Here is a 24,527-nt window from a genome sequence, read left to right as displayed (position 1 = left end):
TTCAGTCCGTCGTTTTCTTCTCCATAAGACGATCCATTTGATCGGACAGTGCATTTAATTTTTTATCATAATGCTTGTACGTATAGTATCCAATGATTGCTTTGACCGTAAAAAAGAGTATCGCGGCAATAACAATCAATATATAATTGTGGGCAATCTGCCTCAACCAGTCGTTAACCGCATTCATCGGATTTCTCTCCTTCAACACATAGATGGTTAAGTTAGAGTACCCATCTTCATGGGAAATAATGCATGACTATACGTGAGAGAGAACGAACCCAAATGGAAATAAAATCGCCATCCCCTCGTACCAAACTGATTTCATGTTCATATCATTTTTCTCATTTTAACGGATCATGTTGTTTTGTTTCATTTTGTAATGCATAAGGCAACATATTTGAGGACAATTGGGTGAATACTTAAAAGAGTTCCATAATTGTCTAACACGCGAAAGGGTGCTTGTATTGTACGAACATGTCATTATCTTCATCCGTAGTATCTTTGCCTTTATGCTTTTATTGGGAATTGCTCGCATATTGGGAAAACAAACGTTGTCTGATATGAACTTCCATGAATTTGTCACCGCAGTCATCATGGGAGCCATAGCTGCCAATCTAGCTTTTAACGAGAAAATAGAAGTCACACATCTGATTATTTCTCTAATTGTTTTTACCGGAACCTCTTATCTGTTATCTAAATTAAATCTGAAAAGCAGAAAAATCCGTCTACTGGCTGAAGGTTCACCTACCGTATTGATTGAAGGTGGCAAAATCCTTGAAAATAATCTCGCCAAGAATAAACTGACATTGGATTCCTTAAACCAAATGCTAAGACAGAAAGACATTTTCAATATGGAGGAAGTAGAGTACGCCTTACTCGAAGTGAATGGACAAGTTTCAGTCATGAAAAAAAACAAATATAGAACGGCTACGGTTGAGGATGTTCATAGGAAGGTAGAGTCCAAACCTGAACGCATGCCTGTGGAGTTAATTATGGACGGAACGATGTTAAGCAAGAATCTAGAACTAAATGGCATATCAGATAAGCAATTAATGCAACAGCTTGAATCGAAAAGCAAGAACATAAACGATGTATTTTATGCTGTAAAAGGAAGCGACGGCAGGATCTATATCGATTATTATGAGGATCAAATCAAACATCCCATTGATGTCGAGTGACACCATCAGAAATGAAAAAAAACCTTCTCTTCAGATGACAGAAGAGAAGGGATGATCACAACTACCAAATTGTTTTCAAATTATTGGTGCTTGCTGAGGATATCAAATATGATCTTCGCATTATCTGTGTTGTCGATCAAACCGGCGAAGCGATGACTTGCCGGGCCGTAAGCATAGACAGGAACATCTTCACCTGTATGTCCACCTGTGGTCCAACCCGTAAACGAACGACTATTAATAATTGCTTCAATGGCGTTATCAATCTTCGTTACATCTGCACTTTTGGCTGCTTCTTTCACCGATTCAATCTCTTCCGCCTTCAACTCGAGTTTCAGATAACTTTTCAGTGTTTCTTCAACCGAAGCACCTTTCGCAATTTGTGCGGCCATGAAGTCTGGTGTCCGCAGTGCAGCTTTAATCGGGTCTACGAAGAAGTTGTATTCGCCGTCTTTTCCAAGCGTAAGTCCGCCCGTGGAGTGGTCGGCAGTAGCTACGACAAGTGTTTCACCATCTTTTTTGGCAAAATCAATAGCTGCCTGAAATGCTGCCGCGAAATCTTCCATTTCACTCATTGCGCCAACGATATCATTATCATGTCCTGCCCAGTCAATTTGGCTTCCTTCGACCATTAGAAAGAACCCTTTGTCGTTCGAACTGAGGCGATCGATCGCTGTATTGGTCATCTCAGCCAATGATGGCGTTGCAGCAGTACGATCGATCATCTTGTCCAATCCTCCATCGGCAAACAGTCCAAGCACTTGTTGATTCTTATCGGCAAGGAGAGCGGAACGATCCGTCACATAGCTGAATCCGGCCTTTTGGAACTCCTTCGTCAGGTCACGACCCTCGCGCACAAAATTGGATTTCCCTCCACCCAGGAGGACATCAACCTTATGCTTGCCATTAATCAACTCATCATAATAATCGTCCGCAATGGCATCCATGTTTTTTCGACTGATATCATGGGCACCGAATGCAGCCGGTGTGGCATGAGTGATCTCCGATGTAGCCACGAGCCCGGTGGCTTTCCCGTTTTCTTTTGCCTGCTCCAGTACGGTTTTGACTTCCTTCTGTGCGGGGTCAACCGCAATGGCCGCATTGTATGTTTTCACGCCCGCCGACATGGCCGTTGCTGCGGAAGCGGAATCCGTTACATTTTGTTTATCATCATCCGGATAGGTCATTTGTGCCCCAACAAGATAAGGGTCGAATACGGTTTTGTCCATGCCCTTCGTTGAAGGATCATCCTTCATATAACGGTAGGCCGAAGTATACGAGGTACCCATGCCATCCCCAATGAGGAAGATGATGTTCTTGATTTGTTTTTTCTCCACACTTACAGCTTGAACGGCACTTGCTTGTCCGGCAGACAAGAGAGTAGAAGCGGATACAGCCAGAGTCAGCGCTACCGCTGGTAATACTCTTTTGGATAATTTCACAATGATTCCTCCTCATCATATCTCGAAAACAAAAATGAATGCATGAATCTATATTCATTTGTTCATCATTAAAAAGGTTAGCATTCATTTGTAAATGAAAACCAAGAATTTTGTATACCTGAGGTAAAATAAACAAAATAAGGCGATGTGTTGGACAATAGGGTTCCAGCGAAAGATTCACATGATCTGCAACAGACGAGATTATAAAAATATACTCATTCCACTATTTTTGAAGTATGATACAACATAAGTAGAACGCTTTCATTTTTCAGTTAAAGTAAATCATTTAAATTCAATCTCATTTCAGGAGGCTTTTCCATTGACCACATCATCTTCAAATTATAATGGGTATCTATTTGTACATTTTATTGGCGAACAACCAGATGGAGAGCAGGTTTATTTCTCCTATAGCGAGGATGGTCTTCACTGGAAGGATCTTAATGGCGGATCACCTGTGCTGTTTTCTGACCTTGGAGAAAAAGGGGTACGGGACCCGTTTCTCATTCGTTCAGTCAAGGAAAATAAATTCTATCTGATTGCTACAGATCTGCGCATCGCAAGCGGCAAAGGATGGACTCATGCCGTTAATGCCGGGAGCCGGGACGTAATTATATGGGAATCCAGCAATCTCGTGAATTGGTCATCCCCCTGGAACGTTACATTAGGAGTTGAGGGGGCTGGTTGTGTTTGGGCGCCCGAAGCGGTGTATGATGAAACAACAGATGAGTTTCTCGTATTTTGGGCTTCTGCAACGCAAGAACCTCAGGAGCAAGAACGAAAGCAAAAAATATACAGCGCTCGCACAAAAGACTTTCGTACGTTCTCCGCATCGGAAAAATACATTGAGCGGGATAATCATATTATTGATACAACGATTCTTCCTTCGGGTGGTTGTTACTATCGATACTCCAAGGATGAAACAACCAAAAACATACGGGTAGAAAAAGGAGACTCTCTAGACAAAGAAGCGTTTGTTCCGCTGCAAGCCCCGATTCTGGAGGCTGTGGCAGGTGTGGAGGGACCTCAGATATTTAAATTCAATGACCGGGAAGAATGGTGCCTGATTGTTGATCGATTTGCTGAAGGCAAGGGTTATCTTCCTCTGCTGACTACAGATCTGGGAAGCGGAGAGTTCCGAATCGTTCCTGATGATGATTTTGATATGGGAACGAATCAAAAGCGTCATGGAAGTGTCCTGCCCATCACAACTGAGGAGTGCAGCCGGCTTTTGGCTGCTTTCGGGGATGGTCATCAAGTGCTTCCTGGACAATATGCCGATCCAGATGTCGCACAGTTTGAGGATCGTTACTATATGTATCCGACAACAGATGGTTTCGAGGGGTGGTCGGGAACACAGTTCAAGGTGTTTTCTTCTTCAGACCTGAAGCATTGGCAAGACGAAGGTGTGATCCTTGATCTGGGGACAGAGGATGTCACCTGGGCAACCGGTAATGCCTGGGCACCAGCCATTGCCACCCGCAACGGAAAGTTCTATTTTTATTTCTGTGGCAAAATGCTGAATGGAGAGAGTGCCATCGGCGTTGCTGTAGCGGATACACCGATTGGGCCATTCCTGGCCGAGCCGCAGCCTTTGATCACAATGCAGCAGTTAAGACGTCTGGGTATCACCATGGGGCAAGCTATCGACCCTTCTATCTATACTGAAACGGATGGAAAATCGTATTTGCTATTCGGGAATGGACATGCTGCCATTGTGGAGCTTGGTGACGACATGACAAGTGTCTTAGAAGACACCATGAGCAATCTCTCAGGGCTCCATGATTTTCGTGAGGCGGTAACGGTGTTGAAGCGGGGCGGACTATACCACTTTACGTGGTCCTGTGATGATACGGGCAGTGAGAACTATCATGTGAATTACGGTACGTCAGAGCAATTATACGGTCCAATCACCTATCAATACCCGATTCTGAGCAAAAATGTGGAGAAAGGCATGCTGGGCACAGGTCATCATTGTATATTTAATGAGCCCGAAACTGATCAGTACCGGATAGCCTATCACCGTTTTGTCACGCCACTCTCCAGATTTTCCTCTGGAAAGGGTTATCACCGTGAAATATGTATTGATCTGCTTCTTTTCGGCAAGGACGGATTGATTCAGCCTGTTATACTCTAACATAAGACATTCATTTGAATCGTTATTTCATAATTGATCCAATATAAACGCCTGTCAAAAACTCGCTTTTAGCAGTGTTGACAGGCGTTTTTGACAATCATATCAATAAATCATATTTTGGAGGACATATACAGGAGTTGACACAGCTCGAACTGAGTTACGCGCCTTATTTTTCATGTCAAAGATCCCATGAATATGTTGACTTCAAATTTTTAATATTATAATATAAGCATGCACTTATGTTTAACGGAAGGAGGAAGTGACATGGATTCAATTCAAAATGCAGCAGAAAAGATTAAATTGTTGGGCGATAAAACACGTCTTACGATCCTTACACTCCTCAAAGAACGTGAATGGTGTGTGTGTGAATTTGTAGAGATTTTAGACATGTCACAACCTGGAATTAGTCAGCATTTACGCAAGCTGAAGGATCAAGGCTTGGTTAAGGAGAATAAGCGTGGCCAGTGGGTATACTACTCTTTAAATGTAGAGAATACACCTTATATTAAATCTGTCTTGGAACTGATGCCGGACACGGCAACGATTCTTAAGTCTTTGAATAAAGAGAACTTTACATCCGGATGTAATTAATTTTTAATCAATATATAAGTATATTGTTATATACAAATATAAATCAGATGTCGGAACTGAAAGGAGGGAAATATATTGTTTTCTACGCTGCTAGCGTGCATGATCTTTTTAATTACGCTAATCCTTGTCATCTGGCAGCCTAAGAACCTGTCCATTGGTTGGTCTGCTTGCGGCGGAGCAATTCTTGCTTTACTTGTGGGTGTGGTCGATCTTCATGACGTCTGGGATGTAACGCAAATCGTTTGGAATGCTACGCTTGCATTTGTCGCAATCATTCTGATTTCGTTAATTCTGGATCGTATCGGCTTTTTTGAATGGGCTGCCTTACATATGGCCAAAGCCGCTCATGGCAATGGTGTACGAATGTTTGTTTACGTCTCCATCCTGGGAGCAGTGGTTTCTGCTTTCTTTGCCAATGATGGAGGTGCACTGATACTGACACCAATTGTTCTAGCCATGGTACGTGCACTGAATTTTGATGAAAAGAGAGTATTTCCATTTATTATCGCCAGCGGATTTATTGCGGATACGACTTCCTTGCCGCTGGTTGTGAGTAACCTGGTTAACATTGTGTCTGCCGATTTCTTTGGTATTACGTTTATGGAGTACGCAGGAAGAATGTTTGTTCCGAATCTGTTCTCACTGGTGGCGAGTATTGGTGTACTGTATCTCTTTTTCCGCAAGAGTATTCCCAAACGATTTGATGCGAGTGAATTGAAACCTCCGGTAACTGCCATTAAGGATATGAAGATGTTTCGGTTGTCTTGGGTGGTATTAGCGGTTCTTCTCATTGGATACTTTACCAGTGAATTTCTCGGAATCCCCGTATCCTTTGTGGCAGGTATTGTCGCGATATTCTTCCTGATCATGGCTTCCCGGAGTTCTGCTGTACCGACCACATTGGTTGTCAAAGAAGCACCTTGGGCCATCGTATTTTTCTCCATCGGCATGTATGTCGTGATTTATGGTCTACGTAATGTAGGCTTGACCGATCTGTTGGCCTTAGTCATTCAGGCTGTAGCAGATCAAGGATTGTTTGCCGCAACAATGGGTATGGGCTTTATCGCGGCAATCATTTCATCCCTGATGAACAATATGCCTACCGTGTTGATTGATGCACTTGCCATCGATGCAACGACAGCAACAGGGACTGTTCGAGAGGCGCTTATCTATGCCAATATTATTGGCTCGGACTTAGGTCCCAAGATTACCCCGATTGGTTCACTCGCGACCCTGCTCTGGCTTCATGTACTTAGCACGAAAGGTGTCAAAATATCATGGGGCACTTACTTCAAGACAGGTATTATAATCACCATTCCGACTCTGCTTATTACCCTAGTGGGTCTGTATCTGTGGTTAATCATTTTATAACTTAAATAACAAGGAGAGATAAACATGAGTAAAAAAACACTGTACTTCCTATGCACCGGTAATTCCTGCCGGAGTCAAATGGCCGAAGGCTGGGCCAAGAAATATCTGAGTGAGGACTGGGACATCTATAGCGCAGGAATAGAGGCCCACGGTCTGAATCCAAAAGCGGTTAAAGCCATGAACGAAGTTGATCTGGATATTTCGACTCAAACCTCGGTCATCATTGATTCAGAGTTGTTGAACAACGCTGATTTCGTAGTCACATTGTGTGGGGATGCCGCAGATAAATGTCCAATGACGCCTCCACATGTGAAGCGGGAACACTGGGGATTTGATGATCCTGCCAAAGCGCAAGGTACAGATGAAGAGAAATGGGCCGTATTCCAAAGGGTCCGTGACCAGATCGGGGAACGTATTAAAACATTTGCGGAAACCGGAAAATAAATACAACCCTGCCTGAGCAGGATAATTGAATGAATACCGAGAGAATGCCACGATAAGTGGCATTTTTTTGTTCAAAAAAAATGAACGTTTCATTCAGAAACGGTTCTTTGACTTCCCCATAAGCCCAACATAGAGTGAAGACAAGGATGATGGTTGATTTAGTTGATTTAACTATAAAAATGAGAAGCATATTCCCCTTGACTTTCCCCTGCACGGGAAACTATATACTCGCATTATATTAATAGATTGGAGATGATATGTTGTTCAAAATCAGTGCATTTTCCAGGCTAAGTAGGGTTTCGTTAAAAACACTGCGTTATTATGACCAGATTGGCATACTTAAACCGAGAAAGGTAGATCACGACACGGGTTACCGTTACTATTCCGCAGATCAGCTTCTGGAACTCAACCGAATCCTCATTTATAAAGAATTGGGGTTTACGTTGCCACAAATCACACAACTGCTACAGGAACATATTACATTGGAGAATATTCAAGGTATGTTTAAGCTAAAAAGAAGCGAAATTCAGCAGATTATCGATACAGAACAAGCTAGACTCGTCCGAATTGAGGAACGCTTGCAGCTTATGGAGGAAGAGGGGCACATCGAAACTGGGCAAGAAATCCGAATCAAAGAGGAAAGTGCTCGGCAGTTTCTTTTTCAGACTGGGTACGGGGGGGATGAGGATATTCCAAGTTTATTTCGTCATTTTGATCAGTCATTAACCAAAGAAATACGTCAAATGATCCAGGGGCCACAGGTTGTTTTGTGGAGAGAAATCCTTGGACAAGAGGAAAAGTTCGAATTGGAAATAGGTTATTTCTTAACTTGTGAGCTGCAATTACCTCCATATCCATTTCAAATCCGGACTCTTCCTGCTGAGCCCATGATGGCCACCATAGCTTATCGTTCCAATGCCACCTTTGCCTGCAAAGCCTGTGTTCATTTAGCTACATGGATTGAGAAAAATAACTATCAGATCAAGGAAAACGAAGCGGGTAGGGAACTATATTTACCCTTATCCCAAGAACAAGATGCACAATTCATAGAAATACAGATCCCAATACTAAATAGATAACTGAAGAAGACGGAGTGGAGTAAAGTGAAAAATAAATGGATCATATATATCTTGGCGTTAACTGTTTTTCTGATCGGAACGCTTGAGTACATCATTACAGGAGTCATTGAAATGATCGCCTCAGACTTGAGCGTGTCTACTTCCCAAGTGGGGTTACTGGTGACTGTATTCGCTCTGTCAGCCGCCATTATTGCCCCGATTCTCATTGCAATTACAATAAATATGGATCGCAAGAAGTTACTGTTGTCCACCCTCAGTGTGTTTATTGCCAGTAACGGGCTCATGCTTTTTAACCTTTCTTACGAAACTTTACTATGGGTACGAATAGTACAAGGGGCTAGCGGAGGCATGGCTACTGTAGTAGCGATGGCCGTATCTACACGACTGGTTGAAAAAGAAAAGCGGGGCAATGCCATCGGCATCATTTTGATGGGGCTAAGCAGTTCGTTAGTGCTCGGTGTCCCATTGGGTACATTTTTTAGTGAAAGGTTTGGATGGAGAGTTCTATTTGTATTGATTGGATTGTTAAGTGTTCTTCCATTACTTATTATCAACAAAAAGGTTCCGGTAATCAAAGAGGAAGAAAAGATCACCCTTAAAATGCAGCTCTCCATTTTAAGAAATCCACTCATTCTGACTGCCTTGCTTATTACGTTATTGTATATCGGCGGCTATTCTACACTGTTTACGTATATCACCCCGTTCTTGCAAGCTACATCCACACTTACCATGACCGAGATCAGCGGTGTTCTGTTTCTCGCGGGAATTTGCAGCTTTGTCGGATCAAAAGTGGGCGGACAATTGGCAGATGCAAAGGGATCAAAGTTTACAATTGGTCTAGGCCTTCTGTTACAAGGCGTAACTCTTCTTTTGTTTGCTCTATCTGGAGTTAATCTTGTGATGTTAATCTTGGTTTTAATGATTTTTATGTTAGCCACGTGGAGCATATCTCCGGCCCAGCAACTATATCTGGTTACACTGGCACCTCGTAATCCTGATATTGCCCTTAGCGTCAATACGTCGTTTATCCAATTTGGTTTTGCACTGGGATCTGGATTAGGCGGGATTGTGATCAGTCGTACATCAGTCCTGTACTTAAATTGGTTGGGTTTTGGAGCTGTAGGCATTGCTTTACTTCTTGTCATATTACTATTTAATAACTTGAGAAGCAGGACGGAAACAACAGATCCAGTGTAATTTCAGGATGGTAATTGTTGCTTCTAAAGTACTTGGCTTTATTGAGATGCAATCATCGATTATATCTAAAATTAAAAAGATCTCTTCAGCATTCACTGCATAAAAGATCTTTTTGGTGTATGACAAAGTTATAATGAGAATCATAGTACATCATCATGGCCGAATAGAGCATGAGTTTATTAGCAAATTGCTGCTGTTTGTTCATCAATATCAAATTAAATGAGAGCGGAGAGTATTATGCGAGAATACATCATCGGAATTGACTTGGGTGGAACCAATATTAAGTCCTCCATTTTCACCCTGGAGTTTCAAAAAATTCACGAAAGAAGCGACCCTACAGAGGCGGTAAAAGGACCGTTCCATGTATTAAACCGAATTACACATTATCCAAGAAATGCTGTCTTCTGAGGGGATTGAGCCAGCTTCTATTCTGTGCATGGGTATGGGCATTCCTGGATTATTAGATCCGGAGCAGGGACTATCCATATTTTCACCTAATTTTCCAGGCTGGGAAAACATTCATGTCGTGAACTATATGAAAAATCATTTTGAATTTCCTGTTTACATCGACAATGATGTTCGGGTAAATCTGTATGGTGAATGGCAGTTTGGCGCAGGCATCGACTATAAAAACCTGATATTGATAACGTTAGGCACTGGTCTGGGATCTGGTATTGTCAATGAGGGAAAAGTCCTCTACGGTACTACATCAAGTGCAGGCGAGATCGGACATATGAATATGTACCGGGAGGGTCGGCCTTGTCGTTGTGGGAGTTCAGGCTGTCTGGGGAGATACGTGTCTGCGGTAGGAACCGTCAAAACCTTTACAGACAAGCTTGAGCAAGGCCGATCAAGTATGATTCTGGAATGGGTAGGAGAGGATTGGACGACAATTACTGCACGTATGATCTCGGAAGCATATGATCTTGGCGATTCACTTGCTATTGAAGTTATGCATGAGACCGGTAAGACTCTCGGATTTGGTCTTTCCAATGTAATCAATCTGTTCAATCCGGAAGTGATTATTATTGGTGGTGGAATGTCGGCAGCCGGTGATCGATTGCTGAATACAGTGCGTGACACTGTTGAGAAACATGCGTTAAGGCTTTCATCCCGTGCATGTAAAATAGTGCAAGCGAAATTAGGTGGGCAAGCAGGAATGATCGGCGCGGCTGCATATGCCAAAAACAAGATGTCATTATAAAGTATCACGATATGATAATAGATCAATTATGCTTGAGAATATGTCATTGCATTATACAGGCTAAAACCTTAACTTAAAATGATAGCATAGAACGCTAACAAATTCGTTGACGTATACCAATTGGATGGCTAAGTTATGTGTAAATGCCCATTGGACAGAGCTTGAGAGTGAGATTTATCTCTCCATTCTGTTATGTCTGCCGGGCTCTTCATGTCGTTTATGAATCGCTTAGGTGATCGACCCGTCATTTGTTTGAATTGCCTGCAAAAATGCTCGACATTACGATACCCGCACCTGTCGGCGATCTCTGCAACCGTATATTGATGATGTCTGAGATACTCTTTAGCTAACCGAATTCGGCTATGAATTACATCATCCATACACGACACCCCAAAGGAGTTCTTATACACAAACTGTAAGTACCCCGGACTAATATTCATGGTTTTGGCCATGGCAGCAACTGTCCATGGTTGACTCGGATTATTGTGAATCTCTGTTCGAAGCTTCATCAGAGGATAATGCTGCGGGCCAATATTCTCTTGAACGCAAGACTCCAACAGCTTGTTGAACAGCGTTCGAAGTAAGTAATCTATCGTTGATTCTCGGTAGTTTTTCTGGAAAGAATGCTCAGCAACAAGCAATTGAAACAGCTTGTGACAAAATTCAGGATCATCTAATGGAAATGGTTCGCCCTTCGGTAGGGAAGTTTCGGTTACATACATCTCATCACTTTCAAAACGAATCCAATCGTTCACATATAGCTCCGTACAAGAGCGGTAATATATTTTCTGATGAGGTGGATATAGAACGGCACAATGAGGTGGATACTCTATCAGTTTCCCGCCCACCCAGAACTGTGCCGGAGTCTGTGTAACAACTAACAGCCAGCAATCATGACCTTCAGGAATATCAAACACAAACGGATTGCGATGGATAGCATCATATTCAACGTAAAAAATAGTATTCATTGTTCTTCACCTTTACCATGCAGGTTATGGAATAAATAGAGACACTTATGGAACATTGTAGTTGTTTCCTATTATACGAAAGTTATCGTCAGTGTAATAGATCGTCTATAACTTTAAATAAGGAGTGTGCGTTGAATGAATAAACAAGGTTTGAATCCATATCTTCCATCCTGGGAGTACGTACCTGATAGTGAGCCTTATGTATTCAATGAAAGAGTGTATGTGTATGGTTCACATGACCGTTTTAACGGACATGCCTTCTGTCTGAACGATTATGTATGCTGGTCTGCACCCGTGAATGACCTTGGGGATTGGAGAAATGAAGGGGTGATCTACCGAAAAACAGATGACCCACTGAATCCGAATGGACATATGTGTCTGTATGCGCCAGATGTAACAGTGGGGCCCGATGGGCGGTATTATCTGTATTATGTGCTGGATAAGGTACCCGTTGTTTCGGTGGCTGTATGTGACACACCTGCCGGCAAATATGAATTCTATGGTTATGTACAATATGGCGACGGCACTCGTCTGGGTGAAAGAGAAGGGGACGAGCCCCAGTTCGATCCCGGCGTGATGACTGAAGGACAGCACACTTATCTGTATACCGGCTTCTGTGCGGCCGGAGACCAATCAAGACATGGCGCGATGGCCACGATGCTAGGTCCGGATATGCTGACGATTGTGGAAGAACCTGTATTCGTAGCACCGAGCGAGCCTTACAGTGAGGGCAGCGGTTATGAGGGCCATGAATTTTTTGAGGCACCTTCCATCCGGAAGAGAGGGGATATCTACTACCTGGTGTATTCCTCCATCGTTATGCATGAATTATGTTATGCCACCAGCCTATTTCCAAACAGAGGATTTACATATCAGGGCGTCATCATAAGCAACTGTGATCTCCATATCGACTCCTACAAACCTGCTGACAAACCCATGTATTATGGAGGCAATAACCATGGCAGCATTGTGGAGATTAACGGAGACTGGTATGTCTTCTATCACCGTCATACCAATGGGGACGCATTCAACCGCCAGGGTTGTATTGAGAAGATATCTTTTGAAGAGGACGGCAGCATTCCTCAGGTGGAAATGACCTCCTGTGGTCCGAGTGGTAGACCGCTTGAAGGAAAAGGCGAGTACCCCGCATATCTTGCATGTAATCTTTTGACCAGAGATGATCAGAAGTACACTGGAGGTTTCGGGGCAGGCGCCTGGCTGGACAGCCGATTTCCGAAGATAACCCAGGATGGAAGAGATGGTGATGAAGAGATCGGTTATATTGCCAATATGGTTGAATCCGCAACGGCAGGGTTTAAGTATTTTGATTGCAAAGGAATTCGCCAGGTCTCGATCAAGGTACGGGGATATTGTAACGGGGCATTTGAGGTCAAAACCGCATGGGACGGTCCTGTCCTGGGCACAATCCCGGTACATTTCACAAATCATTGGAAACCCTATTCAGCCGAGATAACGATTCCGGATGGTATACAGGCGTTGTATTTTACGTACAGAGGTTCAGGAAGTGCCAGCCTTGCATCATTTATTTTAGCGTAATCCTCCAAACATGATCTGAGCAATCCAAGCAAAATAAAGCAGCTGCTGGTTATCCAGTGGCTGCTTTGTTGACCGATCAGTCTCTGCGGATCAGATGATTGAGGTTTTTTTATCGTTAAACTTTTAGTTATCCGCATCGATGGATTCTCCGGCCTGCTGCGAATGACTGCGAAATTCACTTGGCGCTATGCCTGTCCACCGCTTGAACTGGCGGCTGAAATGCGCATTGGTCTTATACCCCAACATCATCGCAATATGGTCTATGTTCAGGTCGGTTTGTTTTAACAAGCGCTGCGCTTCGTTCAGAAGGGTTTCCGATAGAAACTTACGCGGAGCGATGCCGTAAACCTGCCGAAAAATACGATTAACCTGTGACGGGCTAATGCTCAGCGATTTGGCAATGTCCTGAATCCAGGTTCGCTCGCTCTCCTGAATCTCCCCATGAAGATGGATATATCTCACCGAATCCTCAATGTGCTCAGCAATCTGATGGGCAATGGTTTCTTTTCTCGACAACGTAACGGATGCTTGCTGAGATAATTGTCCGACCAGAGAACCGAGCAGTTCGAACACAGCGGCATGTACCTTCATCTGCTTGGAAGAAGATAGTGAACTCGACAAATGCTCTGTGGCCAGATTATACAAGGTAGACAGGGAAGAGGACAGCCCCAGAGCCAAATTCGAATTTGCCGGATAATAGATGTCTTTGCAACGGTTGAGTTCTCTACAAAAGGACGTATCCTGTACACTGAAATGCACGGAAAAGTATGTGAACCCCTCCGGTCCGGCACCCGTACAGGAATGCGTCATACCAGGGCGAATAAACAAAAGATCGCCTACAGTCTGACTGTATAACTGCCCGTTAACAACCATATTCATCTGGCCGTCCATCATCCAGTGCACTTCATACATTGAATGCTCATGAGACGGATAAGTCCAGCTTGAATCCACTTTTCTTGCATGTAGCCCCAATAATTGAAAAGACATGCGAACATCAGGCAGACGACCCAAATACACGGCTTCCGAAAGCTTGGCCACAGCACTCCAACCTCCTTATCCTTCTATACACCAACATCTTATCAATTCGTTGATATCCACTGAACTCAGAATACACACAGTGACGAGAGATGAGTAAATCATCTTTGGTTCATCTAATCTAGATTTATCTTAACAGAAAAAAAATGCGTGAAAAGGGTAATTCGTTGGAGTGATTAGAACATCGTCACGAAACCCGGCAGGTGCTATGGTAATATTATCAACCCAATAGGGAGAATGGGGGCAAGCTTGAATGCGAATTATTCGATTTCTGGATGGGCAACAAAAGTGGCTGGCAGCCGTTACGGATGATGAAAAAGCCTATCGTTTGCCGCAAGCCGATTTTATGACTTTGATCCATCAAGCAAAAGAACAAGGGATATCACCTGTTCAACTTGTTGAAAGCGCTTTTAAACCATTAAACAAGCTGACGGATGATTGGACTACCTTGCACCTGATCACGCCAGTGGATGCCCCGGAAGTATGGGCGGCAGGTGTTACGTATCAACGCAGCAGGGAAGCGAGAAATTATGAAGCGACGGATGGAAAAATGGATGCAACGACCTTTTACGATAAGGTATACGATGCGGAAAGACCCGAAATCTTCTTTAAATCCACGGCAGCACGAACGGTAGGTCCGAATGATGCCGTCACGCTCCGAAGCGACTCCACGTGGCAAATCCCGGAGCCTGAGCTTGGATTGGTGCTTGCAGGTGATGGAAGCATTGTAGGATACATCGTTGGCAATGACATGAGCTGTCGCGATATTGAAGGGGAAAACCCGCTGTATCTGCCGCAGGCAAAAATGTGGCGCAATTCCTGCTCCATAGGTCCGGCCATTCGTCTGGCGGAAACGGTACAGAATCCATATGCATTCAGCATCGTCTGCGAAATTTATCGCGCAGGTGAACTGGTTGTCAAAAGCGAGGCAAATACAAGTGAATTAAACCGTAAGCTGGATGAATTGGTCTCTTTTTTAGCAAGGGACAATGATTTGTTTGACGGTACGGTTCTTTTGACAGGTACAAGTATCGTTCCCCCTAATGAATTTACACTTGAACCCGGAGACCGCATCGAAATATCCATTAGCGATATCGGGACACTCGTGAATTCTGTTATTTCAAACTAATCTATAAGGAGGATAAGGCTATGACACCATTTCAAGTGGAGCAGACATACAACAATTATATTAACGGAGAATGGGTGAAGGCCGCGTCTGGTGAGACCGAACCGAGCATCAATCCTGCGAATCGGAAGGAAGTCGTCGGCTATGTACCCACTTCCGGCGTAGAGGATTTGAACCGGGCTGTCGCAGCGGCAAAGGAAGCAGCCAAAAAATGGCGGAGGTTATCAGGTGCAGAACGCGGCAATCATCTGTTTCAGGCAGCAAATGTGCTGGAACGCCGGGCCGATGAAGTTGCAGAGGCGATGACCAGAGAAATGGGCAAAACACTTCCTGAAGCCAAAGGAGAAACGATGCGCGGTGTCGCGATCTTAAGGTATTACGCCGGAGAAGGCATGCGAAAAACAGGAGATGTTATCCCCTCCACAGACAGCGAAGCGCTGATGTTTACGACTCGTGTACCCCTTGGCGTAGTAGGAGTTATTGCTCCTTGGAATTTCCCTGTAGCCATTCCGATTTGGAAAATGGCTCCGGCCTTAATCTATGGCAATACAGTTGTGTTGAAGCCGGCTCAGGAAACTGCGGTCACTGCGGCTAAAGTCATGGAATGTTTTGAAGAGGCGGGCATCCCGGCAGGCGTTCTTAATCTGATCTGCGGCAGAGGCTCAGTGATCGGTTCAGCACTTGCCGAGCATCCGGATGTGGGAGGAATAACGTTCACGGGTTCCAATGAAGTGGGGAAACGGGTCGGCGCTGCAGCGCTGGCACGTGGGGCCAAGTATCAACTTGAGATGGGTGGCAAAAACCCGATCATCATTGCAGCTGACGCTGACCTGGATTTGGCTGTCGAAGCCACCATCAGCGGTGGATTGAAATCAACCGGGCAAAAATGTACAGCTACCAGTAAGGTCATCATTGAACGAAACGTATACGATGCCTTTAAAGAAAAACTGCTCTCGCAAATCCAGGAAATCCGGTTGGGTGACGGCATGTCTGCTGGAAGCTGGATGGGTCCATGTGCGAGCGAAGGACAACTCAATACGGTGCTGAGTTATATCCAAAAAGGTCAGGATGAAGGTGCCGTTCTGCTTGCTGGCGGAAAAAGACCGGACGGTCCGGGACTGAAAGAGGGATTCTATGTCCAACCGACCGTATTTGAAGGGGTCGAATCACATATGTCCATTGCCCGGGAAGAAATCTTTGGCCCGGTTCTGGCCTTAATTGCGGTAGATTCCCTGGAGGAAGCGATTGAAGCGGCGAATGACAGCGACTACGGCTTAAGTGCTTCCATCTATACTCAGAATGTCGGAGCCATGCTTTCTTTCATTCGGGACATGGATGCAGGACTCGTCAGAATTAATGCAGAAACGGCCGGGGTAGAGCTTCAGGCTCCGTTCGGTGGAATGAAGATGTCAAGTTCACATTCCAGAGAACAGGGGCAAGCGGCTATCGAGTTTTTCACGGCCATCAAAACGGTCTTCGTGAAGTCATAAACTGTGGGAGGCTATCATGTACGAACAGATTACGTCGATTATGGGGGAGAAGCCATCCAACGACTTCGATATCATAGCACATGCTCCAGGTGCTGCTGGACGTCTGCCTTTAACGGATGATTTGCTGCGGAATGCGCCAAGCGGCGACTTGTTCGGCATGTCCCAGAATGTTGGAATGGGCTGGAAGCCCGGGGAATTGAACGGAAAACAATTTCTGATCTTAAGTACCCAAGGTGGCATACGCAATGAGGACGGCAGCCCGACAGCACTCGGTTACCATACGGGACACTGGGAGGTCGGCCTGCTAATGAAAGCTGCCGCAGAAGAGCTGTCAAGTCGGGGCGGAATCCCTTTTGCCGGATATGTCAGCGATCCGTGTGACGGCAGATCACAGGGGACGACAGGCATGTTCGACTCACTTCCTTACCGGAACGATGCTGCTATGGTATTTCGCAGACTAATTCGCTCGCTGCCAACACGAAAAGGCGTGCTTGGTGTCGCCACTTGTGACAAAGGTCTTCCGGCAATGATGCTCGCGCTTGCCGGTATGCCGCAATTGCCTGGCGTGATTGTTCCCGGTGGCGTCACGCTTCCACCTACTGATGGAGAGGACGCCGGTAAAATTCAGACCATCGGTGCACGGTACGTCAACGGGGAACTTTCGCTAGAAATGGCGTCGGATTTAGGATGCCGGGCATGCGCTACACCAGGAGGAGGCTGTCAGTTTCTAGGTACTGCTGCTACAGCCCAGGTCGTAGCAGAGGCACTGGGCATGACAGTCCCGCATGCTGCACTTGCACCTTCCGGGCAACCGATCTGGATTGAAATGGCCCGCCAATCTTCACGTGCACTCATCCATATGGAGTCTCAGGGGATGCGGATGGCTGACATTATCACAGATGCATCCATTCGCAATGCGATGACCGTGCATGCTGCGTTTGGCGGATCGACCAATCTGCTTCTTCACATACCCGCGATTGCCCATGCGGCTGGTTTAACCGTACCCACGGTACAGGACTGGATACAGGTCAACAAGAATGTTCCAAGACTGGTTAGTGCCCTGCCAAACGGTCCGATCTTTTACCCGACTATTCGCGTCTTTCAGGCCGGAGGTGTACCAGAGGTCATGCTTCACCTCAGACAACTTGGTCTGTTGGATGAGTCTGTACCAACGGTTACAAGTACGTCATTGGGGCAGGTGCTGGATTGGTGGGAATCGTCGGAACGCCGTCATCTCATGCGGAAGCAGTTGAAAGAGCAGGACGGCATTGATCCGGACAGTGTCATCATGAGTGTAGAACACGCCCAGCGACTTGGCATCACTTCGACCGTAACATTTCCAACCGGGAATATCGCTCCGGAAGGTTCTGTCATCAAGTCCACCTCTATTGATCCTGCTGTGCTGGATGAGCATGGCGTATACCGCCATCGTGGCCGAGCAAAGGTGTTTACCACTGAACGTGAGGCGATCCATGCGATTAAGACCGGAGGTATTCTGGCTGGTGACGTTGTTGTGCTTCTCGGGAGAGGTCCATCGGGAACCGGAATGGAGGAGACATACCAGCTTACATCTGCGCTTAAGCATTTGGCTTTCGGCAAATACGTGTCACTGATTACGGATGCCCGGTTCTCCGGTGTTTCCACCGGAGCGTGTATTGGTCATGTTGGCCCCGAAGCGCTGGCAGGTGGTCCCATTGGTAAGTTGCGCAACGGAGACCTGATTGACATCGAGGTGGATCGTAACACGCTGGAGGGCAGCATTAACTTTATCGGAGAAGGAGAGATCGAGGTTTCTCCAGAAGAAGGTGCTGTCATTCTGGCACAAAGGTCATTCCATCCGGATATGAGGCCTGATGAAGCTTTGCCGGATGATACAAAGCTCTGGGCTGCATTGCAATCGGTCAGCGGTGGGACATGGAGAGGGAATGTGTACGATGTAGAGCGGATCATAACCGCTCTGGAAGCCGGCAAAAAAGCGCTGGGCTGGTCCTAATATCTACCTTTCGTGTATCTGCTGTTGTACAGATCATCACTTTCATACCGGAGGTTTCTTCCATGAATAAGATTAAGAATATGATCACCAATCCCATCCTTGCCGGTTTCCATCCCGATCCGTCCATATGCCGAGCGGGGGAGGATTATTATATTGCCACGTCCACCTTTGAATGGTTCCCTGGTGTACGGATTCAACATTCCCGGGATCTGGTTCACTGGCGGCCCATCGCTTCTCCGCTGACTCGTGCAACGCAGTTGAACATGGAGGGCAACATTAATTCCGGAGGTGTATGGGCACCATGTCTCAGTTATGAAAACGGCGTGTTTTACCTGATCTACACCGATGTCAAAAGCCGGGTAGGTGCCTTTAAAGACACTCACAATTACCTTGTGACTGCAACCGATATTGAAGGACCTTGGTCCGAACCGGTATTTCTCAACAGTAGCGGTTTTGATCCTTCCTTGTTTCATGATGAGGACGGACGCAAGTGGCTGGTCAATATGATATGGGATCACCGCAAGGGCAAAAACCGGTTTGCAGGCATCGTTCTGCAGGAGTATTCGGTTCGGGAACAAAAGCTGGTCGGGCCAGCCAAGAACATTTTTAAAGGAACCGCTTTAGGATTAACCGAAGCACCTCATCTGTATAAACACAAGGACTATTATTATCTCATTACAGCTGAAGGGGGAACGGGGTATGAGCATGCGGTTACAGTAGCACGTTCCCGTACACTACAAGGCCCTTACGAGGTTGATCCTGCCAATCCGATCCTTACTTCATATGGCAGAACGGATTTGGCTCTGCAGAAGGCAGGCCACGGCAGTCTTGTTGAAACACATACCGGCGAATGGTACATGGCTCATCTGGTTGGACGACCCGTTCATCAAAAGTATTGCATTCTTGGACGTGAGACCGCACTTCAGAAGTGTACGTGGAGCGAGGACGGCTGGCTGAAGCTTGCGAGCGGCAACCGATATCCCGAGGTCCAGGTCATTGCACCAAAGATTACGGCACATCCGTTTGAACCGATAGCGGAAATGGATCACTTTGATCAATTCGAGCTTCGGAATGACTGGAATACTCTTCGCATTCCACCCGACCCAACTTGGCTCAGCTTGACGGAACGTCCCGGTTACTTGCGCTTGCACGGTATGGAGTCGATGAGTTCAACCCATAGGCAAAGCATGATCGCGCGAAGATTGCAAACGTTTGAGTGTGAAGCCGAAACAGCCTTAGAATTTGCGCCGGACCATCCACAGCAAATGGCAGGATTGATTTTGTACTACGATACCAAGGACTATCTCTATTTACGTGTAACTTATCATGAAGAGAAGGGGCTGTGCTTGGGAATTATTCAGTCCAAGTACGGGGTGTATGACGAACTGTTGGAGGATATTCCGTTAGAGTCAGTGAATACGCTCCGCTTAAAAGCAGTGATTGATCATGGTCGCGCCCGCTTTTACTATGCGTTGAATAGTGATTCATCCTGGAATCATGCAGGCGAGTGGGTTGATATCACACATCTGTCCGATGAATCTCCAGAGTATATTCGGTTTACGGGAACCTACATTGGACTTTGTGTGCAGGATCTTGGCGGGACACGAAAACATGCTGATTTTGATTACTTTGTGTATAGAGAAATAAAGCATGCTGTGAATGCAATAGGCCATATAGATTCTGCGGATGGTGTATCTGGAGAGTTATCAGGAAATTAGAATATTGTGTAATATTACCCAAATGTTATAAGGTGGACTCGTGATAAAATATTTCTATTCGGATAAAGCAGCGCTCCCTTGTGAAGGGGGCGCTGCTTTATAAAATAGGGATGAATAATTACATAATAATATGATATTATGTTTGTCGGTAACAGGTCGAATATAATAGTTGGAGGCATATTATGAAATTATATAAAGTTGTTCAACCCCATAATTCAAACTATCCTGATCCCATCGTTTTAGCTAAAGGAGATACGATCCTATATGGGAGAGAAGATACTGAATTTCCAAACTGGATTTTCTGTGAATCCATGCATTCTAAAAAATGCGGCTGGGTACCGAAGCAAATATTAAGCACTCCAAATGAAGAACAGATCGCGACTGCATTATCAGACTATTCTGCACACGAATTAACCGTAAAACCCGGTATCATCGTTACAAAGGAATTTGAACTAAATAATGGAGTTTTGTTCATACCGCAGAGGGTGAGAAGGGCTGGTTACCAAATAAGGTATTGACTCCATCGGATTAAACAGGAGATTGTAAACAGAATCAATGAGCACATATAAACAAAAAGATACTCTTGGTCGACTGTATTATTCTTCTAATAGGCGGAGAAGGGTGCCAAAAACTGCTGAATGAGATCCCTAATCTCGTCAGCATGTGTTTCAGGAGCAAAATGTCCCGTATCCAGAAAATGGATTTGCGCCGATGGAATATGACGCTTGTATGCCTTTGCGCCAGCAGGGAGGAAGGCAGGATCATTTTTGCCCCATACAGCTAAAAGTGCAGGTTGATACTTACGAAAATATGCCTGAAAGTCCGGATAACGATCCACATTGGTCCGATAATCCAGAATCAGGTCCAGTTGAATTTCTTTCGCTTCCGGTCGTGACATGTGGACTTGTCAAGTCATGTGTCCGCGGAGTTCGACCTGCATATCTTCTCCTTCATAGTAATATCGAGCCATGGAAAATAGCCGTATAATATCCCTTTACTACGAAGAAGGAGTTAAGTTAAGAGAGTAGAAAAAAACAAAAAAAGAGGTCACTCAATGGACACCCTTAGATGGATTCAAAGCTGGTATTATGAGAACTGTGACGGTGATTGGGAACATTCATACGGTGTGAAAATTGATACTGTTGATAATCCTGGTTGGTCTGTAGAAATCGACTTGACGGATACATATTTAGAAGATGTGCCATTTGATTCGATTGAAGAAGAGAGAAATGAGGAAGATTGGTTCTACTGTATCGTGAGAGATGGCGTGTTTCACAGTGCAGGGGGAGCAAAAAATTTAGAAGAGATGCTTAATTGCTTTAAAAATTGGGCTTCAAGTCTGTATAAAAGTTAATTATGCACTAACAATTGGGAGTAATCTAAGGAGAGATCCAGATGTACCTAAAAGAATTCGATTTAGATTTACCCTATATTGTAGATCATGAATATATTGAATCTATAATAAAAAAACAAAAATGTGAGTACAGCGAAGCAATAAAATTAGATTATGCGTTGAATTGGAAATGGAAAAGACGCTCTTTTAGATTGGAAACTCGCTGTATTACAGCCATGTATGAACGTCTATTCGGGAAATACAAAACGAAAGATTGTTGGAAAGCCCTAATAGAATGTGTAGAAAACATTTCGGATGAACGGATTGTTAACGATTCTGGTGTGTGTTCTGTACCAATCCAATTTAGTTTGAATGACTTTAGTGAAAAAAATGAGTTACACAAAAAAAAGACGACGCTTCGACTGTTAATGGAAGGCTTAGAGAAACTTGCTCTACTTAATAATTGGGAGGTTGATCCATTCAGGGAGATCGCTTTGCAAATAGAGAAGTTGGGTTATGTAAATGAATGGACTTGGAAAAAATCCGTAAAGAGCCCTAATAAGAAGTACAATGCTAAAGTTATATGCCATCATAATGTAGAAAGCATGGATATATTCATATCCGTTTTACAACGAGATGGTACGCAAGTACTCTTAGAGAAGGTCACCTCAGAACAACCAGATGAATTTGCCTACGCTAGACATTTAGGTGAACTTACATGGGTATCTGATTTTGAAGTTGCTTTGATTAATAAAAAAGGCACTGAAAAGCATTCTGTAACCCTGGAACACTAATTATTATACCGCTAGAAAACATTATCCAACAACTAAGTCAAGCTTATAAACCAATTAGATCTTAAGGGTGATGTTGTGAATATAGATCCCAGGCTTTGGAGATAAAGCGTGTTAAGTGTATTACTGGACGGTTAGCCGGAAATTCGGGCGGCGGGATCAATGCTCAGTTTGCGAGGGGCGTCTTGTTTAAGCAGTATGTTTACCGTTGTAATGGTCTAGTTCGTGATTAGGCATGCATTTACCTTGAGGATTTTATTCCTTTCGTGTAATGCATGCCCGTTTTTTATTTGTGCTGTAAATCCCTTGTGATTTTGCGTCCCGTTGGTGTCTGGGCGAGGCCACCGCCGGCTGTTTCGCGTAGAGATTCAGGCATGGCTGATCCGACCTCCAGCATCACCTGTACCACCTCATCCGAAGGGATGATGCTGCGTACGCCGGCAAGAGCCATATCGGCAGCTCCCAGCGCTGTAATCGCCCCGAATCCGTTGCGAACAATACAAGGGATTTCAACCAAGCCGGCAACCGGATCACAGATCAGGCCAAGGGTGTTTTTCAGAGCAAGTCCAACGGCGTGGATAGACTGAGAAGGGGACCCGCCCCGTATATCCACCAATGCACCAGCTGCCATTCCGATGGCAGAACCCACTTCAGCCTGACAGCCACCTTCCGCACCAGAGATGAACGAATTGTTGGCGATGACGTAACCAATAGCTCCAGATGCGAACAAGCCATAGACCATTTGTTCATCGGTCCACCCAAACCGCTCCTGGCTGCTAATAAATACTCCGGGAATAATGCCGCAAGAACCCGCCGTCGGTGTAGCAATAATTCGGCCCATGGAAGCGTTGACCTCGGACACCGCAAGTGCGTAACTCATCGACAGACTGGCATGGTCGCCGAGCAACGATTGTCCATCTGCACGGTAAGCCATCAGTTTGAGGGCATCTCCTCCAGTCAAACCGCTTTTGGAAGTTGTATCGGTGTGAAGACCTTGATGAACCGCACTTTTCATAATTCCGTAATACTCACGCATTTGATCGAAAACAGCGTCCTTGTCTTCGCCAGACTCATAACATTGCTCTTCCAACATAAGCTGGCCGAGGCGAAGGTTGCGGGTCTCCGCCAATTCAGCAAGTTGTTTTAATGTTCGGAAATTCATTGGCGCAAGCTCCTTTTTCGTATAACTGAAGTTAGATATTTAAGCTAAAGAGAGAGTAGAGTGACTTCCTGAACCTCTGGAATGACTTCGATCTGTTGGACCACAGCAGGATTCATCTTGCCATCGCATTCCAGCACCATCATGGCCTCACCGCGTCGGTTCTTTCGATCCACAGACATATGTCCAATATTGATACGATTATCCACGAGTAGTCGAGTAACGACAGCAATGACACCAGGTTCATCGCTGTGACGAATGATGAGAGTAGGATAGAGCGCCGTCAACTTCAGGTTGTAGCCGTTGATTCGGACGATTTCGATATTTCCTCCACCGATCGACGTGCCTACCATATTCAATGTGCGATCTCCTGCCGCGTTGGTTAATGCAATTTCGACCGTGTTCGGATGAGGGTACAGGCCTGTTCCCGGACGGATGATGGTTTCCATACCAGCAGTATCTGCATGGGCAAATGCATCAGGAAGTCCGGGATCATCCGTGTCCATGTCCAGCAGACCGCCCACAATGGCGGTGTCGGTTCCATGTCCTTTGTACGTTGCGGCAAAAGAACCAAACATGAGGATCTCCGCATGTGAAGGACATTCCCCGAACAGATGTCTAGCCGTCCGTCCAATCCTTGCAGCTCCAGCGGTATGGGAGCTTGAAGGTCCAACCATGGCTGGACCGATAATCGAAAAAACGTCTTTGAACCTCACAGTC

General features: G+C 45.1%; 23 protein-coding genes. 16 read left to right on the top strand and 7 right to left on the bottom strand.

The annotated features are described in order from the left end of the window. Position 1: 1 nt before the first annotated feature. Positions 2–187, bottom strand: a complete 186-nt coding sequence (locus AB4111_RS00945) for a hypothetical protein (protein WP_124114832.1) — start codon at positions 185–187, stop codon at positions 2–4. A 277-nt stretch (positions 188–464) separates the two neighbouring features. On the opposite strand from AB4111_RS00945, the gene AB4111_RS00940 reads away from it, so the two are divergent. Further along, positions 465–1,178, top strand: coding sequence for a DUF421 domain-containing protein (locus AB4111_RS00940; RefSeq protein WP_442029664.1), 714 nt, complete (start codon positions 465–467; stop codon positions 1,176–1,178). 80 nt (positions 1,179–1,258) lie between these two features. On the opposite strand, the gene AB4111_RS00935 is transcribed toward AB4111_RS00940, so the two are convergent. Next, positions 1,259–2,617: an alkaline phosphatase gene (locus tag AB4111_RS00935; protein ID WP_442029662.1), complete on the bottom strand. Its 1,359-nt coding sequence runs from the start codon at positions 2,615–2,617 to the stop codon at positions 1,259–1,261. Between the two features lie 319 nt (positions 2,618–2,936). Here AB4111_RS00935 and AB4111_RS00930 point away from each other — a divergent pair, with 319 nt between their 5' ends. The 7 genes from AB4111_RS00930 (at position 2,937) to AB4111_RS00900 (ending at position 10,637) form a co-directional block, all read left to right on the top strand. After that, on the top strand, positions 2,937–4,751 hold the full coding sequence (locus AB4111_RS00930) for a family 43 glycosylhydrolase (protein WP_442029660.1): 1,815 nt from the start codon (positions 2,937–2,939) through the stop codon (positions 4,749–4,751). 264 nt (positions 4,752–5,015) lie between these two features. Further along, the gene (locus tag AB4111_RS00925; RefSeq protein WP_339255268.1) at positions 5,016–5,342 is read left to right on the top strand and encodes an ArsR/SmtB family transcription factor; all 327 of its coding nucleotides are present in this window, start codon (positions 5,016–5,018) and stop codon (positions 5,340–5,342) included. A 75-nt stretch (positions 5,343–5,417) separates the two neighbouring features. Continuing rightward, positions 5,418–6,713, top strand: coding sequence for an arsenic transporter (locus tag AB4111_RS00920; RefSeq protein ID WP_442029658.1), 1,296 nt, complete (start codon positions 5,418–5,420; stop codon positions 6,711–6,713). Between the two features lie 24 nt (positions 6,714–6,737). After that, complete coding sequence (gene arsC / locus AB4111_RS00915) at positions 6,738–7,157, top strand: arsenate reductase (thioredoxin) (RefSeq protein ID WP_442029656.1); 420 nt, start codon at positions 6,738–6,740, stop codon at positions 7,155–7,157. A 260-nt stretch (positions 7,158–7,417) separates the two neighbouring features. Further along, on the top strand, positions 7,418–8,236 hold the full coding sequence (locus tag AB4111_RS00910; protein WP_442031547.1) for a MerR family transcriptional regulator: 819 nt from the start codon (positions 7,418–7,420) through the stop codon (positions 8,234–8,236). 24 nt (positions 8,237–8,260) lie between these two features. After that, positions 8,261–9,433: an MFS transporter gene (locus AB4111_RS00905; RefSeq protein WP_442029654.1), complete on the top strand. Its 1,173-nt coding sequence runs from the start codon at positions 8,261–8,263 to the stop codon at positions 9,431–9,433. Between the two features lie 394 nt (positions 9,434–9,827). Then, positions 9,828–10,637: an ROK family protein gene (locus AB4111_RS00900; protein ID WP_442029652.1), complete on the top strand. Its 810-nt coding sequence runs from the start codon at positions 9,828–9,830 to the stop codon at positions 10,635–10,637. Positions 10,638–10,765: 128 nt separating this feature from the next. Here the strand turns inward: AB4111_RS00900 and AB4111_RS00895 are convergent, their stop codons facing one another. Continuing rightward, a complete protein-coding gene (locus AB4111_RS00895; RefSeq protein ID WP_442029650.1) occupies positions 10,766–11,605 on the bottom strand; it encodes a helix-turn-helix transcriptional regulator in 840 nt (279 codons plus the stop codon). A gap of 135 nt (positions 11,606–11,740) precedes the next feature. Here AB4111_RS00895 and AB4111_RS00890 point away from each other — a divergent pair, with 135 nt between their 5' ends. Beyond that, complete coding sequence (locus AB4111_RS00890; RefSeq protein ID WP_442029648.1) at positions 11,741–13,162, top strand: family 43 glycosylhydrolase; 1,422 nt, start codon at positions 11,741–11,743, stop codon at positions 13,160–13,162. 123 nt (positions 13,163–13,285) lie between these two features. Here the strand turns inward: AB4111_RS00890 and AB4111_RS00885 are convergent, their stop codons facing one another. Further along, positions 13,286–14,200 (bottom strand): helix-turn-helix domain-containing protein, encoded by a 915-nt coding sequence (locus tag AB4111_RS00885; RefSeq protein WP_442029646.1) that lies wholly within the window; start codon positions 14,198–14,200, stop codon positions 13,286–13,288. A gap of 250 nt (positions 14,201–14,450) precedes the next feature. Here AB4111_RS00885 and AB4111_RS00880 point away from each other — a divergent pair, with 250 nt between their 5' ends. The 5 genes from AB4111_RS00880 to AB4111_RS00860 all read left to right on the top strand — a co-directional run bounded on the left by AB4111_RS00880 (position 14,451) and on the right by AB4111_RS00860 (position 21,042). Further along, on the top strand, positions 14,451–15,326 hold the full coding sequence (locus AB4111_RS00880; RefSeq protein WP_442029644.1) for a fumarylacetoacetate hydrolase family protein: 876 nt from the start codon (positions 14,451–14,453) through the stop codon (positions 15,324–15,326). Positions 15,327–15,346: 20 nt separating this feature from the next. After that, positions 15,347–16,813, top strand: a complete 1,467-nt coding sequence (gene gucD, locus AB4111_RS00875) for an alpha-ketoglutaric semialdehyde dehydrogenase GucD (protein WP_442029642.1) — start codon at positions 15,347–15,349, stop codon at positions 16,811–16,813. A 16-nt stretch (positions 16,814–16,829) separates the two neighbouring features. After that, a complete protein-coding gene (locus AB4111_RS00870; protein WP_442029640.1) occupies positions 16,830–18,806 on the top strand; it encodes a YjhG/YagF family D-xylonate dehydratase in 1,977 nt (658 codons plus the stop codon). A gap of 62 nt (positions 18,807–18,868) precedes the next feature. Next, a complete protein-coding gene (locus AB4111_RS00865; RefSeq protein ID WP_442029638.1) occupies positions 18,869–20,524 on the top strand; it encodes a glycoside hydrolase family 43 protein in 1,656 nt (551 codons plus the stop codon). Positions 20,525–20,706: 182 nt separating this feature from the next. Continuing rightward, the gene (locus tag AB4111_RS00860) at positions 20,707–21,042 is read left to right on the top strand and encodes an SH3 domain-containing protein (RefSeq protein WP_442029636.1); all 336 of its coding nucleotides are present in this window, start codon (positions 20,707–20,709) and stop codon (positions 21,040–21,042) included. 86 nt (positions 21,043–21,128) lie between these two features. Here AB4111_RS00860 and AB4111_RS00855 read toward each other — a convergent pair whose 3' ends face one another. Next, on the bottom strand, positions 21,129–21,422 hold the full coding sequence (locus AB4111_RS00855; protein WP_442029634.1) for an alpha/beta fold hydrolase: 294 nt from the start codon (positions 21,420–21,422) through the stop codon (positions 21,129–21,131). A 156-nt stretch (positions 21,423–21,578) separates the two neighbouring features. On the opposite strand from AB4111_RS00855, the gene AB4111_RS00850 reads away from it, so the two are divergent. Together AB4111_RS00850 and AB4111_RS00845 are read left to right on the top strand one after the other, a co-directional pair. Then, a complete protein-coding gene (locus AB4111_RS00850) occupies positions 21,579–21,878 on the top strand; it encodes an immunity 53 family protein (protein ID WP_442029632.1) in 300 nt (99 codons plus the stop codon). 41 nt (positions 21,879–21,919) lie between these two features. Next, complete coding sequence (locus AB4111_RS00845; RefSeq protein WP_442029630.1) at positions 21,920–22,651, top strand: hypothetical protein; 732 nt, start codon at positions 21,920–21,922, stop codon at positions 22,649–22,651. Positions 22,652–22,934: 283 nt separating this feature from the next. On the opposite strand, the gene sdaAA is transcribed toward AB4111_RS00845, so the two are convergent. Continuing rightward, the gene (gene sdaAA, locus AB4111_RS00840; RefSeq protein WP_442029628.1) at positions 22,935–23,810 is read right to left on the bottom strand and encodes an L-serine ammonia-lyase, iron-sulfur-dependent, subunit alpha; all 876 of its coding nucleotides are present in this window, start codon (positions 23,808–23,810) and stop codon (positions 22,935–22,937) included. Between the two features lie 44 nt (positions 23,811–23,854). Beyond that, the gene (sdaAB, locus tag AB4111_RS00835; protein ID WP_442029626.1) at positions 23,855–24,523 is read right to left on the bottom strand and encodes an L-serine ammonia-lyase, iron-sulfur-dependent subunit beta; all 669 of its coding nucleotides are present in this window, start codon (positions 24,521–24,523) and stop codon (positions 23,855–23,857) included. Positions 24,524–24,527: the final 4 nt, after the last annotated feature.

This window comes from Paenibacillus sp. 2KB_22 (genome assembly GCF_052115745.1).
In the GTDB taxonomy this organism is placed as follows: Bacteria; Bacillota; Bacilli; order Paenibacillales; family Paenibacillaceae; genus Paenibacillus.
Note: the sequence above shows the minus strand (reverse complement) of the source record. Positions and strands in the feature narration are given on the sequence as shown.